Annotated in this window: 18 protein-coding genes; 9 read left to right on the top strand and 9 right to left on the bottom strand. The window is 62.0% G+C overall.

The features are described from left to right. Nucleotides 1-91: 91 nt before the first annotated feature. Nucleotides 92-1432 (bottom strand): ROK family protein, encoded by a 1341-nt coding sequence (locus MQW79_RS04510; RefSeq protein WP_476587080.1) that lies wholly within the window; start codon nt 1430-1432, stop codon nt 92-94. A gap of 118 nt (nt 1433-1550) precedes the next feature. Here MQW79_RS04510 and xylF point away from each other — a divergent pair, with 118 nt between their 5' ends. The 8 genes from xylF to MQW79_RS04470 all read left to right on the top strand — a co-directional run bounded on the left by xylF (nt 1551) and on the right by MQW79_RS04470 (nt 8801). Continuing rightward, nucleotides 1551-2585, top strand: coding sequence for a D-xylose ABC transporter substrate-binding protein (xylF, locus tag MQW79_RS04505; protein ID WP_476587078.1), 1035 nt, complete (start codon nt 1551-1553; stop codon nt 2583-2585). 109 nt (nt 2586-2694) lie between these two features. Next, complete coding sequence (locus MQW79_RS04500) at nt 2695-4014, top strand: sugar ABC transporter permease (RefSeq protein WP_476587076.1); 1320 nt, start codon at nt 2695-2697, stop codon at nt 4012-4014. A gap of 10 nt (nt 4015-4024) precedes the next feature. After that, the gene (locus MQW79_RS04495; protein ID WP_476587075.1) at nt 4025-4807 is read left to right on the top strand and encodes an ATP-binding cassette domain-containing protein; all 783 of its coding nucleotides are present in this window, start codon (nt 4025-4027) and stop codon (nt 4805-4807) included. A gap of 143 nt (nt 4808-4950) precedes the next feature. Then, complete coding sequence (locus MQW79_RS04490; protein WP_476587073.1) at nt 4951-5592, top strand: DUF1345 domain-containing protein; 642 nt, start codon at nt 4951-4953, stop codon at nt 5590-5592. A 59-nt stretch (nt 5593-5651) separates the two neighbouring features. Then, nucleotides 5652-6779: an S-(hydroxymethyl)glutathione dehydrogenase/class III alcohol dehydrogenase gene (locus MQW79_RS04485; RefSeq protein WP_476587072.1), complete on the top strand. Its 1128-nt coding sequence runs from the start codon at nt 5652-5654 to the stop codon at nt 6777-6779. 70 nt (nt 6780-6849) lie between these two features. Then, the gene (locus MQW79_RS04480) at nt 6850-7401 is read left to right on the top strand and encodes an AAA family ATPase (RefSeq protein ID WP_476587070.1); all 552 of its coding nucleotides are present in this window, start codon (nt 6850-6852) and stop codon (nt 7399-7401) included. Beyond that, nucleotides 7394-7858, top strand: a complete 465-nt coding sequence (locus tag MQW79_RS04475) for a YaiI/YqxD family protein (RefSeq protein WP_476587069.1) — start codon at nt 7394-7396, stop codon at nt 7856-7858. The genes MQW79_RS04480 and MQW79_RS04475 overlap by 8 nt, the downstream gene beginning before the upstream one ends. 247 nt (nt 7859-8105) lie before the next feature. Further along, nucleotides 8106-8801: a polysaccharide deacetylase family protein gene (locus MQW79_RS04470; RefSeq protein ID WP_476587067.1), complete on the top strand. Its 696-nt coding sequence runs from the start codon at nt 8106-8108 to the stop codon at nt 8799-8801. 1 nt (nt 8802) lies between these two features. On the opposite strand, the gene MQW79_RS04465 is transcribed toward MQW79_RS04470, so the two are convergent. Both MQW79_RS04465 and MQW79_RS04460 read right to left on the bottom strand, forming a co-directional pair. After that, on the bottom strand, nt 8803-9798 hold the full coding sequence (locus tag MQW79_RS04465; RefSeq protein ID WP_476587066.1) for a D-arabinono-1,4-lactone oxidase: 996 nt from the start codon (nt 9796-9798) through the stop codon (nt 8803-8805). Further along, on the bottom strand, nt 9795-10055 hold the full coding sequence (locus tag MQW79_RS04460) for an FAD-binding protein (protein WP_476587064.1): 261 nt from the start codon (nt 10053-10055) through the stop codon (nt 9795-9797). Before MQW79_RS04460 ends, MQW79_RS04465 begins: the two co-directional genes overlap by 4 nt. Before the next feature lie 299 nt (nt 10056-10354). On the opposite strand from MQW79_RS04460, the gene MQW79_RS04455 reads away from it, so the two are divergent. Continuing rightward, nucleotides 10355-10807 carry a PTS sugar transporter subunit IIA gene (locus MQW79_RS04455; RefSeq protein ID WP_476587063.1) on the top strand — a complete coding sequence of 151 codons (453 nt, stop codon included), beginning with the start codon at nt 10355-10357 and terminating at the stop codon, nt 10805-10807. Nucleotides 10808-10817: 10 nt separating this feature from the next. Here the strand turns inward: MQW79_RS04455 and mnhG are convergent, their stop codons facing one another. Genes mnhG through MQW79_RS04425 form a run of 6 tightly spaced genes read right to left on the bottom strand, consistent with a single transcriptional unit; the run spans nt 10818 to nt 16830 of the window. Beyond that, on the bottom strand, nt 10818-11177 hold the full coding sequence (mnhG, locus tag MQW79_RS04450) for a monovalent cation/H(+) antiporter subunit G (protein WP_476587062.1): 360 nt from the start codon (nt 11175-11177) through the stop codon (nt 10818-10820). After that, nucleotides 11174-11455, bottom strand: a complete 282-nt coding sequence (locus MQW79_RS04445) for a K+/H+ antiporter subunit F (RefSeq protein ID WP_476587061.1) — start codon at nt 11453-11455, stop codon at nt 11174-11176. Before MQW79_RS04445 ends, mnhG begins: the two co-directional genes overlap by 4 nt. After that, nucleotides 11452-11940, bottom strand: a complete 489-nt coding sequence (locus MQW79_RS04440) for a Na+/H+ antiporter subunit E (RefSeq protein WP_476587059.1) — start codon at nt 11938-11940, stop codon at nt 11452-11454. The genes MQW79_RS04445 and MQW79_RS04440 overlap by 4 nt, the downstream gene beginning before the upstream one ends. Next, a complete protein-coding gene (locus MQW79_RS04435) occupies nt 11937-13571 on the bottom strand; it encodes a monovalent cation/H+ antiporter subunit D (protein WP_476587057.1) in 1635 nt (544 codons plus the stop codon). Before MQW79_RS04435 ends, MQW79_RS04440 begins: the two co-directional genes overlap by 4 nt. Before the next feature lie 2 nt (nt 13572-13573). Further along, nucleotides 13574-13906 carry a Na+/H+ antiporter subunit C gene (locus MQW79_RS04430; protein ID WP_476587056.1) on the bottom strand — a complete coding sequence of 111 codons (333 nt, stop codon included), beginning with the start codon at nt 13904-13906 and terminating at the stop codon, nt 13574-13576. Continuing rightward, the gene (locus tag MQW79_RS04425; RefSeq protein ID WP_476587055.1) at nt 13906-16830 is read right to left on the bottom strand and encodes a monovalent cation/H+ antiporter subunit A; all 2925 of its coding nucleotides are present in this window, start codon (nt 16828-16830) and stop codon (nt 13906-13908) included. Before MQW79_RS04425 ends, MQW79_RS04430 begins: the two co-directional genes overlap by 1 nt. Nucleotides 16831-17522: the final 692 nt, after the last annotated feature.

The raw sequence follows: 17522 nt of genomic DNA, 5'->3' as shown, positions 1-17522 counted from the left end.
CCAAAATCTGAGGTCTTGATGTTCAGTCTGGTCTCAAGCTCTATTCTTACTTCTGATATTGGGCGTGATCTTCTCACGCTCTCGAAGGTATTTATAGACGAAGGCTGGAATCCAACGCAGCAATATCGTCCTGGTCCAGCGCGGTGAGCGCCTTCATCATCAGGCCGCGAAAGATCGGCTCTTTTTCATCAAGATGCGCAGATATGCTGGGCAGGCCGTTGATGGTGCAAACAAGTGACGCGGTAAGCGCCCCAATGATTTCATTGCGCATTAAGGGCAGGGCCCTTGCGCCCGGTCCCACGAGAAGGATGTGAGAGGGATCAAACATTGCCAGCATGCGGCTCAGCCCGTAGCCGAGGGCGCGACCGGCGAGGTTGAACCCATGGGTCGCGGCCCGGTCACCCTGCTCCGCGCGCAAGATCAGCGAGTCATACTGCTGGGCGGGAACTGCGGGCGCGGGAGTGGCCGTTTCAGGCACCGAGTAGCTGGTTCGCAGTACGCCATAGTCGGCTGCATAGGCCTCGATGCAGCCCCGCATGCCGCAGCGACAAAGCGCTCCATTGGGAATGTGGTTCATGTGACCAAACTCGGTCGCGCCACCTTCGCTGCGTCCCATGATCTGGCCATGAAGGCTGAGGCCCATGGCAACGGTGGAGCCGATAAAGACGGTGGCAACACTGGCATCGTGCAGTTTTGGGTCCAGCCACCGCGTGCCTTCAGCCAGCAGCCGTCCTCGCTTGTGAATAGCTACGCCGACCCCAGCCGTGCTGGCGAGTTCCGGCCCAAAGGGCGAGCCGGCCAGATGCGCGATGGGGGACCATTTCAACCCGTTTCCGTCCCGATCCAGGATGCCTTGCACCGAAATGGCGATGCGGCGGAGCAGGGGAGTTGCCTGGGGGTTGCGCAGACGCAGGTCAGCGAGGTGGTCCACGAAGAAGTCGGCGGGGGAAATGTCGTCAAAGGTTCGGGGAGTGACTGTTGTCTCAATGCGGTCGACAAGGACGCCAGCGTAGTCCACGAGGGAGGCGCGCAGCCGATTTACGTCGAGTTCAAACAGCACCACATAGGCAGCCTGCCGCCGGAAGCCGACCAGTGTCGCGGGGCGCCCGCGCATGCGGCCATCGGTTGGTTCGGCACTCGAGAGTTCTTCGACGACGCGCTGATTGAGCAGGTCCTGCATGATCGCGGTGACGCTGGCATGGCTGAGTCCAGTCACACCGGCCAATGCCGTGCGCGACTGTGGTCCACCTGAACGCAAGGCGGCCAGAAGCAGTCCGCGGTTCTGCCGCCGGACGCTATCGCTGTCGCTGACCTTGCGCGTCAAACACGAACCTCCCCAAGCCCGGCCCAAATCATCATTCAATCGCCTGCGCCGCAACTGATGATTATCTTCGAGGCTCGAAATTGAAGTTGACATGGTGCGTAGCGACATGCGAGTTCTTTTTTCGAGCAGTAAAAATAATGCTCACGGCGCAGGGAGGCGGCGCCTGGTTGGGGGTATCCGCCAACTTGCATTGCGGGCAGCCATGCTGCCCTGAGGGAGGACATCTATGAACAAATTTGCAGCGATTCTGCTTGCATCGACGGTCCTTTGCGGCACCGCGGTCGCGCAGGACCAGATTACCGTCGGCGTTTCCTGGAACAATTTCCAGGAGGAGCGCTGGAAAACCGACGAAGCCGCTATCAAGGCCGCTCTCGAGGCCGCTGGCGCACAGTATATCTCGGCTGACGCCCAGTCGTCCGCCTCCAAGCAGCTCACGGATATCGAAAGCCTGATCAGTCAGGGTGCAGATGCGCTGATCGTGCTGGCACAGGACAGCGACGCCATCGGACCCGCGGTCGCCGCGGCCGTTGCCGAGGGTATTCCAGTCGTGGGTTACGACCGCCTGATTGAAAACCCCGATGCCTTCTATCTGACATTCGACAACAAGGAAGTGGGCCGCATGCAGGCTCGCGGTGTGTTCGAAGTGCAGCCTGAAGGCAACTATGTCTTCATCAAGGGCAACTCTGCCGACCCGAATGCCGACTTCCTGTTCGCCGGCCAGATGGAAGTGCTGCAGGAAGCCGTGGATTCGGGTGCCATCGTCAATGTGGGCGAAGCCTATACCGACAACTGGAACCCTGAAGTTGCCCAGGCGAACATGGAGCAGTTCCTGACCGCCAACAATAACGAAGTCGACGCTGTCGTCGCCTCCAATGACGGCACTGCCGGTGGCGCCATTGCCGCCCTCAGCGCCCAGGGTCTCGCCGGCTCCGTGCCGGTTTCCGGCCAGGATGGCGACCATGCTGCGCTCAACCGGATCGCCCTCGGCACCCAGACGGTGTCGGTGTGGAAGGACGCGCGCGAGCTGGGCAAGAAGGCCGCTGAAATCGCGGTGGAACTTGCCGGCGGGACGGCCCTTGATGGCGTGACCGGGGCGACCAAGTTCGCCGACGGCCCGAACGGCGTCGAAATGAATGCCGTACTGCTCGCGCCCGTGCCGATCACCCAGGAAAACCTCAACCTCGTCATCGACGCCGGCTGGGTTTCCAAGGATGTGGTCTGCCAAGGCGTAGCCGCCGGGGCTGTCGCCGCGTGTAACTGAGGCCGATCTGGCATAAACTGGTGAGGGGCGTCGCAGCAGGCAGCTGCGGCGCCCCGTAACCGGATAGCGCCCCGGTCCGCCGGAGCGCTGCTTCCTTAGGGGGAAACTGATGGCCGAACAGCGCGCCATGTCCAGCACCACGCATCCGAGTCAGTTGGTGCAGAATCCACTCCAGCGCTTCTTGATGGCGACGGAGATCGACACTCGCCTGTTGGGGATGATCGGTGCGCTCGCCATTATCTGGGTCGGCTTCAACTTCTTTTCCGGCGGCCTGTTCCTGACCCCTCGCAACCTCTGGAACCTGTCGGTGCAGACAGCGTCGGTTGCCGTCATGGTCACTGGCATGGTGCTGGTTATCGTGACCCGCAATATCGATCTGTCCGTGGGCTCCATCCTGGGCCTGGTTGGTATGGTCATGGGCGTCATGCAGACGCAGATCTTGCCGGTGCAGCTGGGCCTTGGGCTGGGGCATCCCATGATCTGGGCCCTCTCGCTTGCTACCGGCCTCGTGGTCGGCGTTGGCATCGGCGCCTTGCAGGGCGGCATTATCGCCTATCTCAAAGTACCCGCGTTTATCGTCACTCTTGGCGGCTATCTGGTTTGGCGTGGCGCCGCCTGGTGGGTGACTGCCGGTCGCACAGTCGCGCCGATGGATTCGACATTTCAACTCATGGGCGGCGGACCTGCCGGCTCCATTGGTAGCCTCTGGAGCTGGGTCGTTGCCGTCGTCGCCTGTGCGGCCATCATTATCGGACTTTATTTTGGACGGCGGCAGCGGCAGAGGTTCAACTTCCCGCAGCGCCCCATCTGGGCCGAGGTGTCTCTGGCGATCATTGGCTGTGGCGCGACGATCGGGGCCGTCTGGGTGGCCAACGCCTATCCATGGCCGGTCCGCATCGCCGAGAACTACGCCAATGCCAATGGTATTCCGGTCCCCGAAGGTGGTCTCTTCATCTCGCACGGCATTGCCATTCCGGTGCTGATCGCTGTGGGCGTCGGCGTGGTCATGACCTTCCTTGCTACCCGCACCCGCTTCGGCCGCTATGTCTATGCCATGGGTGGCAACCCCGAGGCTGCCGAGCTGGCGGGCATCAATACCCGCTGGGTGACGGTCAAGATCTTCATGCTGATGGGTGCGCTTTGCGCCATTGCTGCAGCCATATCCAGTGCCCGCCTCAATGCCGCAACCAACGCCCTCGGTACGCTGGACGAGCTCTATGTCATCGCCGCGGCAGTGATCGGCGGAACGTCCCTCGCCGGCGGCGTTGGCACCATTGCCGGGGCACTGCTTGGGGCGCTGGTCATGCAGTCGCTGCAATCGGGCATGGTGCTGATGGGCATAGACAGCCCGCTGCAGTCCATCGTGGTTGGTATCGTCCTGGTTTTCGCGGTGTGGCTCGACACGCTCTACCGCCGGAACAAGAATTAGGAGTTGCGTTATGCTGGGTACCGGCACGCCACTGGTCGAAATGACCGACATCTCCATCTCGTTTGGTGGCATTCGCGCCGTCGACCATGCCTCTATCGACCTGCATCGCGGCGAAGTGGTCGGGCTCTTGGGGCACAATGGCGCCGGCAAGTCGACGCTGATCAAGATTCTCTCGGGTGCCTACAAGCGCGACGCCGGTGAAATCCGCATCAATGGCGAGACGGCAACGATCAACAATCCGCGCGACGCGAAGTCCTATGGGATCGAGACGATCTACCAGCAGCTCGCTGTTGCCGACAATGTCGATGCAGCCGCAAACCTCTTCCTCGGGCGCGAGATGACTACCGCGCTGGGCACGCTTGACGACGCGGCCATGGAATCCAAGGCCCGCGAAGTCATGGGCCGGCTCAATCCCAATTTCCGTCGTTTCAAGGAGCCGGTGAAGGCCCTGTCGGGCGGCCAGCGCCAGTCCGTGGCGATTGCACGGGCCATTCTTTTCAATGCGCGCATCCTGGTGATGGACGAGCCCACAGCCGCGCTCGGGCCGCAGGAAACAGCCCAGGTGGGAGAGCTCATCAAGCAGCTCAAGTCCGATGGTATCGGTATCTTCCTCATCAGCCACGACATTCACGACGTCTTCGACCTGGCCGACCGGGTGGTGGTGATGAAGAACGGCAAAGTGGTTGGCCAGGCCCGGACTTCGGATGTGACAAAGGATGAAGTGCTGGGCATGATCATCATGGGCAAGGTGCCTCCCGGAGCGGAACCGGGACCGGGAGCGATTGTCGACTAGGCGCGTTGTCACCGCGCCGGCACCATGCCGGTCGCAACAGACACAGGGTCATGGCCAGAACACCCCGCAAACAAAGTCCAAGGCGAGCGAGTCCTGCCGAAAAGGCGGACATTCCCGTAAAGCAGAGGGCGCTCGACCGGTTGATGCCGCGTCACGCGCCCTTCTATTTCAGCCTGGGCGTCGGTGTTGTCGTCGCGCTACTGGCCCTGTGGCTCACGCCGGACTTCGCCATCAGCCTGGGCAGCAATGCGCTGTTCATCGTCTTCCTGCTGCTAACCTATCTCAAGCTGCCCCTCCTGACCTCCGACTATCTGCGCGAGCATGCCCGGGACGAAGACACGCCGGCCGGCGGCATCTTTCTCATCGTATTCCTGGTCGTTCTGGCCTCAATCGTCTCGCTGTTCCTTGCCCTCAGCGGCGGCGGCGATCCCGACCCATGGCAGGTCGCGGCAAGCGTCGCTTCGGTGCTGTTCGGCTGGTTCACCGTGCAGGCGCTCGGCGCCCTCCACTATGCCTATGAATACTATCAGGCCCCCGAGACGGGTAAGGATGGCGAGGTGGAAGGCGGGCTGGAGTTCCAGGGTGAGGAGGATCCAAACGGCGCCGACTTCATGTATTTTTCATACACGGTAGGGACATCGGTCGCTACGTCCGACACCAAGACGACCAGCACCAACATGCGCAAGATCGTGCTCGGCCACCTGATTTTTTCGCACCTCTACAACACCTTCATCCTGGCGGCGGCGGTCAATGTCATGCTCAGTCTTGGCGGAGGTGGCGGGTAGCGGTTGCGGCAAGGGGTTGCCACATGGCATGCAGGGGCAAACAGCTAGAGGATTGAGTCATGAAAACCCGCGCCGCCGTCGCCTTTGCCGCTGGCAAGCCGCTTGAGATCGTCGAGGTTGACCTCGATGGCCCCAAGGCCGGCGAGGTTCTCATCGAGATCAAGGCCACCGGTCTGTGTCACACCGATGATTTCACGTTGTCCGGCGCTGATCCGGAGGGGCTGTTCCCATCCATCCTGGGGCACGAGGGTGCCGGCGTGGTGGTCGATGTCGGCCCCGGGGTGAGCAGCCTCAAGAAGGGCGACCATGTCATCCCGCTCTACACGCCAGAATGCCGTGAGTGCTATGCCTGCCGCTCGGGCAAGACCAATCTCTGTACCGCCATCCGCGCGACGCAGGGGCAGGGGCTGATGCCCGATGGCACGTCGCGCTTCTCCTTCGAGGGTAAGCCGATCTTCCATTACATGGGTTGCTCGACCTTCTCGAATTACACGGTCATGCCTGAAATCGCCGTGGCCAAGATCGACCCGGCGGCCGCGTTCGACAAGGTCTGCTATGTCGGTTGCGGCGTGACCACGGGTATTGGTGCGGTGATCAATACCGCCAAGGTTGAGATTGGCGCGACGGCTGTTGTCTTTGGTCTTGGTGGAATCGGCCTCAACGTCATCCAGGGCCTGCGCCTGGCCGGTGCCGACATGATCATCGGTGTCGATATCAACAACGGCAAGAAGGAATGGGGCGAGCGCTTCGGCATGACCCATTTCGTCAATCCCACCGAGATCGGCGAGGATGTTGTGCCCTATATCGTCAACCTGACCAAGCGCCGGGGCGACCTGATCGGCGGGGCGGACTATACATTCGATTGCACCGGCAATACCAAGGTCATGCGCCAGGCACTGGAATGCAGTCATCGCGGATGGGGCAAGTCGGTGGTGATCGGGGTGGCGGGGGCTGGCCAGGAAATTTCGACCCGGCCGTTCCAGCTGGTGACCGGACGCAACTGGATGGGGACCGCTTTCGGCGGGGCGAGGGGCCGTACCGACGTGCCAAAGATCGTCGACTGGTATCTGGATGGAAAAATCGAGATCGACCCGATGATCACGCACACGCTGCGTCTTGAGGACATCAACAAGGGTTTTGACCTGATGCATTCGGGCGAAAGCATCCGTAGCGTGGTGGTTTACTGACTGGCCCCGACTGGTTAGTCTGGTGAGGCGGTGATCCGCCGCTTCCCCACCATTTCCACGAGGCAGCAGCATGACATATGCTGGAAGGCGCCTGTTCGTGCTGACCGGCGCCCCGGGGGCAGGCAAGACAACTCTTCTCGATGCGGCGGCCAGACGCGGTATCCAGGTCGGCCGCGAGGCCGCCCGGGCCGTTATCCAGGTGCAGGTGGCCATTGATGGGCCAGCGCTGCAATGGCGCGATCCGGCGCGGTTCGCGGAGCTGATGCTGGACCGGGACATTCAGACCTTTGAGGCGCTGAGTGCAAAAAGAGAACTGGCTCTCTGCGATCGCGGCATTCCGGATCTCATCGCCTATGGGCGCGCGATGAAGCTGGCCGAGACGGCGCATTTCGAGCGGGCCGCACGGCTCTACCGATATAATCGCAGGGTTTTTCTGGCGCCGCCCTGGCGCGAAATCTATGCCGACGATGCCGAACGGACAGAGGGCTGGGAGCACGCGCAGCGGATCTATCCGCCAATGCGTGACGCCTATTTCGAGATGGGATACGAGGTGATCGAACTGCCAAAGGCGCCGGTAGAAGATCGCCTGGCCTTCATGCTGGATGCCATCGCCCATGCCTGACCCCTCGATCTTTGTCGACGCTGATGCCTGTCCGGTGAAGGAAGAGGCGATGAAGGTCGCCGAGCGACTGGGTCTCGTCATCACCTATGTCAGCAATGGCGGAATCCGGCCGTCTCGCGACCCGATGGTGCGGGTAGTGGTGGTGCCAGCAGGAGCGGACGCCGCGGATGACTGGATCGTCGAGCATGCTGCGGACAATGATATTGTCCTGACGGCCGACATTCCGCTGGCAAGCCGCGCCATCGACAAGGGTTGTCACGTGCTGGGGTTTACCGGCAAGCCATTCACGACGGCCTCCATAGGCATGGCGCTGGCCATGCGCGATCTCAAGCAGCACCTGCGGGAAACCGGAGAGATCCAAGGGTACAATCCGGGCTTCAGGCCAGCTGATCGCTCGGCGTTTCTCAGTGCGCTGGACACACTGGGGCGAAGGGCTAAAACCTTGGCGGGTAAGTAGTTCTTAAGATATTGCGAGGGGAATATTAACCATAATCGCAAAAAGTGAGTGACGTTGATTTGGCGTCAGAGGTGCTCACTTGCGGTTGTTGCGTGCGCTGTTTGCAGCAGGACTTTTGAGTGCTGGTCTGGCTGGTTGCGCCAAACCGATACGCACCACCGACATTGCTGCCACCGTGCAGCCGGCCTCGGATCATGTTGTTACTGGCAGCGTTTTTCAGACAGCTTCTGCAAGGGTAAGCCAGCCCATGCCGCGCGTGCTTTCTTCCGGTCAGTTGGCCGGGCGAACGCTGGAAGTGGCCTCCACCTCCGACATTATCCTCCGGCCGGGCGAAGTCATCCTGACTTTCGACGATGGTCCGCGCGCCGGCAAGACGCCTGCCATTCTGGACACGCTCGACCGATATGGGGTCAAGGCCACCTTCCTGATGCTGGGATCGGCCGCCAAGGCCAATCCGCGCCTGGCCCAGCTCGTGGCCCAGCGGGGCCATACGGTGGGTAGCCATACCTACGATCACACGGATCTGGGCAATCTCTCGCGGCAAGAAGCGCTGAACGAGATTGCGCGAGGCGAGGCGGCGGTGGCCGAAGCGCTCGGCAATGAGCAGCTCTCGCCGTTTTTCCGATTTCCGTATCTGTCGCAGACCGGATACCTGCGCACCACATTGCTGCAAGGCGACATGGTGGTTCTCGATGTCGATATCGACAGCAAGGACTACTACAAGGACGATGTTGACGTTGTCGCGGCGCGTACGCTTGACCGGCTAGAGGCCCGTGGCAGCGGCATTATTCTCTTCCACGATATTCATCAGCGGACCGTGGACATGTTGCCCGGGTTCCTCGCGGACCTGCAGGCGCGTGGCTACTCGGTAGTGCGGCTGTTGCCAGCATCTCCGGGAGTTTTCGGGCGTAGCATCGTGACGGCCGAGGCAACTGGCCTGTAGATTAGGGCCCGATCAGGTCGGTCACGAATGGGTTGCGGAACTTGCCTTCCGGATCGAGCCGATTGGCGAGATCGCCAAAATCGCCCATGCGCGGAAATGCCCGGATGACCTCCTGGGCGGGCAAAGTGAACACCTTTGCCCAGTGCGGGCGAGGCCTGAACGGCGCCAGCGCCGTCTGGACGATCTGGACCGCCGCCATGGTGTTTTCCCATTCGGGCTTCCAGGTGAAATGGATGCCGATTGTCTCGCGCTCATAGGCCGAGCTGAGCCACATCGTGTCGGCGGCGACCGAGCGGATCTCTGAAACGAACAGGGCCGGGGAGAACTGGTCCTGCACGACGTGCAGGGCGGCAATGGCCGCAGGCGCGTCGGCGCGATCGACAAAGAACTCAGATTGAATTTCAGCGCCAGCAGAGGCCGTATTGCCGATGGCAAAGTGGAACAGCCGCTCATGCCAGGGACCGGGGACGCCCATCTGCCCGGTGCATACGGTGCCATCGAGGCCAGGGATCGGATGGCTCGGTCCCGTGGCCGCCGTGGCGCCTAGAATGCTGTCCGCGGGCTCGCCCGCGTCGGCCAGGGCCTTTACCCAGATCTGGTCAATAGTCTGGCCCTGCCAGCAGGTGAAAAGGCTGACGCTGTAGGCGCGGCCGGTAATCGCATCAAAATTATCGAGAAGGGCCGGGATCGGCAGGCCGAGATAGACATTCTGCCTGATCTGGAAAGTCGGCACGATGTCGAGGGTGAGTGACACCATGACGCCGAGGGCGCCGAGATTCACCACAGCACCGTCAAAGTCCGCATCGCCGCGCTTCAGCGTGATGAGGTCGCCGCTTGCCGTGACGAAATCGATCGCTCTGACGGCGGCAGAGAGATTCTGGTTTGCGTCGCCCGAGCCGTGGGTGGCCGTGGCAATGGCGCCCGCAACGGTGATATTTGGGAGCGAGGCGGCCCCGCGTAGGCCGTAGCCTGCTGCGTGGAGGGCGGGCGCGATCACGGAATAAGTCGAGCCTCGTCAATGGTGACCGTCTGGGCGCTGGCATCAATCTCGAGGCGGCGGGGCAGGCGGGCCAGCGAAATCAGGGTATCGTCGGTGTCAGCAATACGATTGAAGGAGTGACCCGTCCCCAGAACGCGCACCTTGCCGGCAACGCGGACAAGGTCCTGAACCTCGACAATTGACTGCGGGTACGCCAGCGAACGGGCCCCAAAAGTGATGTTTCCGGCCCAGTTCCGCACCGGTTGCGATGACATTGGAATTTCCGCACGCCCTGAATCTAGAATGAGAACTCCACCCACTATTCATCAGAACTTCCAGGCGTTGCCAGTCCTTTTTCCAAAACTGGCCTGGTGGTCGTTTCTGCGAGCGGGTTGCCACTCTTGGTGACATCGGCGCTATTGGTCTGGTGGCCGGCTACGGAGAAGCGCCAGCGATGGTCGGATGTGCGCAATTGTCTGTGAGTTGGCGGTGTCTGGAGCGGCCAGGGTGGACAAGCACCTGCCATCGCCTCTAAGGACGGGGCAAATATGTGAACGCTGAGCAGTTTGGCCTGATGACAATCGCCGATTTTTTCACGACCGATCACATCTTCCTCCAGGTTGCTGTATCCAGCCGGGACCAGCTATTTACGCTCCTGTCCGAGCGCGCCGGGGCCCTGGGCCTCGTCGACAGCCGGCTCTGCTCCAGGGGGCTGCATATCCGCGAGGAACTCGGATCGACCGGGTTGGGCAATGGCATTGCCATTCCCCACGCGCGGATCGAGGGCCTCGACAAGGTTGTGGGTCTCTTGGCCACGCTGGAAAGGCCCATCGATTTCGAGGCAGTCGACGGTGAGCCGGTGGACCTCGTCATGATGCTGCTGATGCCCGAACAATCGGGGGGCGACCAGATCAAGGCGTTATCGCGCATTGCGCGCATCGCCCGCAACGAGGCCACGGTCAATGCGCTCCGCCGCGCCACCTCGGTCGACGAGGTGGTCGATATTCTCGATGATGCCGAGGAATAGCTCTAGGGTCTCAATGATCCGCTGGCTTGGTCAGCGCCGAAGGTACTTCGGACGAGCCTTCGACGCGGTCCCGGTGCAGCGCTGCGCGAGCCAGCAGCATCAGCGTCACTGGCGTCGTGACGCTCACGAAGATGAAGATCAGCACCTCGTGGGCGATGACCCGCCCCTCGCCAATGCTGGCGAGGATGGACGACGCCAGCAGAATGCCGACAGCTCCGAAGCTGGTGCCCAGGGTCGGCATATGGATGCGCTGGTAGAATGACTTTGCGCGCACCAGGCCCACAGCGCCCACGAAGGTCAGAACTGCGCCGATCAACACCGACGCGGAGACCACAATTGCGGCCCAGAGCGGCACGTCTTCGTAGTTCATTCGATGACCTCCCCGCGCATCAGGAACTTGGCCAGGGCTACTGTGCCGACGAAGCCCAGAAGGCCGATCAGCAGGGCCACCTCGAAATAGATCACCGTGCTCGCCTGCATGCCGAAGGTAACGAGTAGCAGCATGGCGACGACGTACAGGGCATCGAGGCTGAGCACCCGGTCCTGTGCGCGCGGGCCGACCACCAGCCGGTAAAGCGTGATCAGCATGGCGGCGCCAAGCAACACCTGCGCAATAGCTATGCTCCAGAACAACAGCGTGGCGCTCATCGGAAAATCTCCAGCAGCAGGGCTTCGTAGCGGTTCTTGATGGTTTGCACCCATTCTTCGTCGTCGATCAGGTCCAGCACGTGAATGAGCACGCTGCTTTCGGCGGGGCTGTATTCTAGCCAGGCGCTGCCGGGCGTTGCGGTGATGATGCAGGACAGGACGGCGAGGCCTGCCGGGTCCTTGAGCTCCAGCGGCATCTTGATGAAGCCCGCAGTGGATTCGCGCCGGTCGCCGGCCAGGACGATGCGGCACACGGCAATGTTGGAGCGGATGATGTCCGCAGTCACCACCGTCAATAGCCGCAGCACGAGATCGGGACGCCGGATGACTGGCTTGTGTGGCTGCAGCCGCGCCGTGGCCTGGGAGGCGAAGAAGGCGACGACAAATCCCAGGAGAATGTGGCCAAGGCTGACCGATTGCTGCAGCAGGAGCCACATCAGCGTCAACGTTATGGTCAGCAGCGGATAGGGAAAAATCCGGCTCATTGGGCGGTCTCCCTGGCCAGTGTTGCCGCTGCCTCGGGTCCCATGACCTCGAGCACATAGAGGCCAGGTACGTTCACCAGTGTCGCGGCGCCTTCCATATAGGCCAGGATCGGCGCGGGAAGGATGCCGATGGCTATACAGAGCACGAGCAATACGACGATCGGCGCCACTTCGCTGAGGCGCGCGGTGACCGCCCCGGGGTCAAGCGTGGCCCAGAAGATGTTGATGCCGCTGCGGGCCATGGCGATCAGCACGGCGAGGCCCGAGAGGATCAGCGTACCCATGAGCCACCACGCGCTGGCGCCGGGCTCGACGCTCCCTGCCAGCACCGAACTCAGGATGGCGAACTTGGCGAGAAAGCCGGAAAGCGGCGGCAGGCCGGCCAGCAACAGGCAGCAGATGCCGAAGCTGATGCCCAGAAAGGCGGTGCTGGCGGGAATGACGAGGCCAGCCTCTTCGTGTTCGGGCTCCTGCTCGTCGTCATCGCCTTCGCCATAGGCTTCCATGGTCACGGCCAGCACGTCAGCGCCGACGATGCGGGAGCGCTCGATGATCTCGATGAGCAGGAACAGCGCGGCGATGGCGAAGGTGGAGATGACGAGATAGAAAAGAGCGCCGCTGAGGACATTCACGCCGCCATAGCCGATGGTGGCCAGCAGCGTGCCCGACGAGACAAGCACCAGATAGCTGGCGAGGCGCATGCTGGTCTGAGAGGACAGCACGCCTATGGCGCCGAAGGCGAGGGTCACGATGCCGCCGATGAACAGCACAGTATGGTTGAAGCCGAGGACGCCCTCGGCTTCGGCGGCGAAGAGCAGGTAGGACAGGCGGAGCAGGGCGTAGACGCCCACCTTGGTCATGATGGCGAACATCGCGGCCACCGGTGCCGCTGCCACGGAATAAGCGCCGGGGAGCCAGAAGCTGATCGGCCACATGCCCGCCTTGATGAGGAAGGTGAGGCCCAGAAGGCCGAGGCCGGCATCGAGCAGCGGCCGATCGGCGGCTGCAATCTGGGGAATGCGCACCACGAGATCAGCCATGTTCAGCGTGCCGGTCACGCCATAGATGAGCGCGGCGCTGATCAGGAACAGGAAGGACGCCACCAGGTTGACGGCAATGTAATGCAGCGCGGCCTTGACCCGTGCCGTGCCGCTGCCATGCAACAAGAGACCGTAGGATGCCGCCAGCATCACTTCGAAGAAGACGAAGAGGTTGAACAGGTCGCCGGTCAGGAAGGCGCCGTTGAGGCCCATCAGCAGCAACTGGAAGATCGCCGGGAAATGCGCGCCGGCCGTGTACCACCGGGACAAGGAGAAGGTCAGTGTGGCCAGGCCGAGGATGCTGGTAACCAGCACCATCAGTGCCGACAGCCGGTCGGCCACCAGCACGATGCCGAAGGGCATGGGCCAGTTGCCCAGCGGATAGGACTTGATCAGCTCCGTATCGGACGGCCCGATCTGAATCGTGGGCACGACCAGCAACAGCGCGATGCCGACCAGTAATGCAGTGGCGCCGAGGCTGATCCCGATCTTGACCATGCGGAAGCGGTCATCGATCAGGGTCAGCAGAATGGCCGTCGCCAGCGGCAGGAGGATCGGCAGGATAACGAGATGGTCGAAGGCGCTGGTCATGCTCAATCCCTCCCGTCCACATGGTCTGTGCCGGTGAAGCCGCGGGCCGCCAGCATCACCACCAGGAACAGGGCGGTCATGGCAAAGCCGATGACAATGGCGGTCAGGACCAGGGCCTGTGGTACCGGATCGGTATAGGCCGACGGGTCGGTATTGCCGTGGTCGATGATCGGTGCGGCATCGATGCGCAGGCGTCCCATGCTGAAGATGAAGAGATTGACCGCGTAGGAGATCAGCGACAGGCCGATGATCACCTGGAAGGTGCGTGGACGCAGGATGAGATACACGCCAGAAGCCGTGAGCACGCCGATGGCTATGGCAAGAACGAGTTCCATCAGAGCGTTCCTCCGGTGCCGGCTTCGGCCTTGCGGCGGGCTCCCCGCGCGGCGCGGGGCGCACGTACTGACTGGTGAGCCAGCGCGATGAGGATCAATACGGTGGAGCCAACGACCAGGAGGAAGACACCGAGGTCGAAGAGCAGTGCCGTCGCCAGCGGCACGCGGCCGATCCACGGAATGTCCGCATACTGGAAATAGGTGGTCAGGAACGGATAGCCGAAGAGCCAGGAGCCGAGCCCGGTCAGCAAGGCAATGGCAAGGCCCGAGCCGATCCAGATGACCGGCAGGATGCGCAGGCGATCCTCGACCCAGCGGGTGCCGCCGGCCATGTATTGCAGGATAAAGGCAATGGACATGGTCAGGCCCCCGACAAAGCCGCCGCCAGGAAGATCGTGCCCGCGCATGAAGAGATAGATCGCGACCACGATGATGACGGGGAACAGCCACTGCATGATCTGCGAGGGCACGAGGAGATAGGCAGCAATGGTGTCGCCGGGATTGCGCTCCGGCGTTTCTTCATCGAAGGCGTTCTGCACCACCTGCTGTTGCGGCTTGCCGACACTTTCCGCTGCCGGCCGAAACCGGCGCAGCAGGGAGAAGACGATGAGCGCCACGACGCCGAGCACGGCGATCTCGCCGAAGGTGTCGAAAGCGCGGAAATCCACCAGCATGACGTTGACGATGTTGGTGCCGCCCCCCTGGCTATAGGCATTCTCGACGAAAAAGCTGGAAATGCCGTCGATGGATGGGCGGGTCATGACGAGATAGGCCGTGAATGCCAGCCCGAGCCCGGCAAAGCCTGAGATGACCATGTCGCGGTAGCGGCGAAAGCGGTCCTTGACCTTCTGGTCCATAGTGACGTTCGGCAGGCGTTGTGGCAGCCAGCGCAGGCCGAGGAGGATCAGCACGGTGGTGGCGATTTCCACCACGAGCTGGGTCAAGGCAAGGTCGGGCGCGGAGAACCAGACGAAGGTCATGCAGGTGACGAGGCCGGCGCCGCCCAGCAGGATCATCGCCGCGAAGCGGTGGAATTTAGCCTGATAGGCGGCCGCAAGGGCGCAGGCGCCGCCGACCAGCCAGATGAAGGCAAAGACCGGGTCGAAGGGCGTCGGCGGTGCCACCAGCGGGTCGACACGGCCCCAGAGCGGCAGTGTGCCCACTGCAATGGCAAGCGCAACGATGATCAGCAATTGCGGCTGCAGGCGGCGGGTGCCGAACAGGCCGTTGAGGGCGCGGGCCCAGCGGCCGGTGACAGTCACCAGCACCATCTCGAAAATGCGTTGGCCCCGGAAGCGGTGGAGCAAGGGTGTGCCGTCGCGGTCGCTTACGAGGTATCGATAAAGGGCGACGTAGAGGAGCACACCGCCAACCAGCGCCACGATGCTCATGATCAGCGGCAGGTTGAAGCCGTGCCAGATCGAGAGGCTGAAATACGGAATGTCGCCGCCCAGAACGCCGGCCACCGCAGTAGCGAGGTAGGGTCCGATGGTGATGCCGGGAATGATGCCGATAGCAAGGCAGATGAACACCAGGAACTCGATCGGGCGCCGCATCAGGGCAGGCGGCTCATGCGGGACGCGATCCAGCTTGTCCGGGGGCGGGCCGAAGAATACGCCATGCACGAAGCGCAGCGAATAGGCGACGCTGAACATGCCGGCAATGGTCGCGCCGATCGGCAGCGCCAGGTTGACGAACATGTTGGGGTCGAATTCGGCCGTCTCGGTGAAGAACATTTCCTTGGAGAGGAAGCCGTTGAGCAGCGGCACGCCGGCCATTGCGGCGCTGGCGATGACCGCGAGCGTGGCAGTGATCGGCATCAGGCGGTAGAGGCCACTCAGGCGCCTTATGTCGCGGGTGCCCGTTTCATGGTCGATGATGCCGGCTGCCATGAACAGCGAGGCCTTGAAGGCGGCATGGTTGGCAATGTGGAAGATCGCCGCCACCAGTGCCAGATCGGTGCCCATGCCCAGGAGCGTGGTAATGAGCCCGAGATGGCTGATGGTCGAATAGGCGAGCAGACCCTTGAGGTCGCGCTGGAACAGGGCCGCATACGCGCCGATCACGAGCGTGATCAGGCCCGAGAAGGTCACGATCCAGAACCAGCCATCGGTGCCCGACATCACCGGCCAGAAGCGCACGAGCAGGAAAACGCCGGCCTTCACCATGGTCGCGGAATGGAGGTAGGCGGAGACAGGAGTCGGCGCCGCCATGGCATGGGGCAACCAGAACTGGAACGGGAACTGCGCGCTCTTGGTCATGGCGCCGAGCAGCACCAGGATCAGCGCCACGTTGTAAAGCTCGTGGTTGCGGATGGTGTCGCCGGAGGCGAGCACCACGTCGAGGTCGTAGCTGCCGACAATGTGCCCGATGACCAGCAGACCGGCAAACAAGGCAAGGCCGCCGGTCGCCGTCACGATCAGCGCCATGCGGGCGCCGTCACGTGCGTCGCCGCGGTGGTACCAGTATCCGATGAGAAGGAAGGAGATGAGGCTGGTCAGCTCCCAGAAGATGGCGAGCTGGATGATATTGCCTGATGTCACCAGGCCCAGCATGGCGCCCATGAAGGCCAGGAGGAATGCGAAGAAGCGCGGCACCGGATCCTTGGGGGACATGTAGTAGCGCGTATAGAGCACCACCAGGAAACCGATACCGGTGATGAGCACGCAAAACAGCCAGGCGAAGCCGTCGATTCGGAAGATCAGGTTCAGGCCCAGGGCCGGCAGCCACTCGATTTCGTAACGGACGACGCCGCCATCCACGATCTGCGGGTAAAGCGACACGACGATGGCCAGGAGGAACAGTGACAGCGTTCCCGACAGCCAGGCCTCGGCATTGCGGGCGTTTGCAGGGAAACTTGCGGCAATAAGGGCCGTGAGAAAGGGGGCAGCAACGATGACGATCAGGAGGATTGATACAGGCATTGTTGCTTCAGAATTTCACTTCAAATTGGTGGGCGGGGTCTGACCAGTGTGGGTTACGGATCAAGTCTCTGAATCTTTTTGCGTTCGTGACGTTCTAGTGCCTCGCTCTGCGGAGTGCAAAATCCGTGGGCCGATGCGGATTGACGTGCAACACCCGAACCAAACCCAAGTTTGAACGAATTCACACGCCGGGCACCCAAATCTCAATCCCGACAGCCTCTTATGGGACCTCCTCCTAGTGGACCAGCCAAGGTAACCTGTTCAACCATCTTTGCTCTCAAACTTTTGTCAGCGCGGACAGCGCCATACAGTCGCAGCGAGATGGCTCTCACGCCCGGCACTGCAGCATGCCTGCCGGGCCATGGGCGCAGGTTCGGTGATCAGTTGAGGTTCGCTGTGCTTTCGTCCGAAGACAAGCCCAAGTTGAGTGCCCGGAGGCCTTCGAGGCCCCTGCGGACAGTTTGCGCGATGTTGCAAGGGCGCGGGCCGACTGGGTGCGGGAGTCTCGCTGCGAAAGCTCCTGTTGCAGGGGCAATCCGCCCACCGCTCGCTACAGCTGTAGAGATCTAATCGGATTTTCCAAACTTTGCTGAATCTGTTGGCTTTTTTTGGCCTGGACGAAATCGCTCTGTCCATTTGTTGAAATCGATCTGACACTAAAAGCGCGTCAAAAGGAAGGGGGGCGGCTCATT

Source organism: Devosia sp. Micro-HW1 (assembly GCF_056341075.1).
This window is presented reverse-complemented; position numbering and strand designations above follow the sequence as displayed.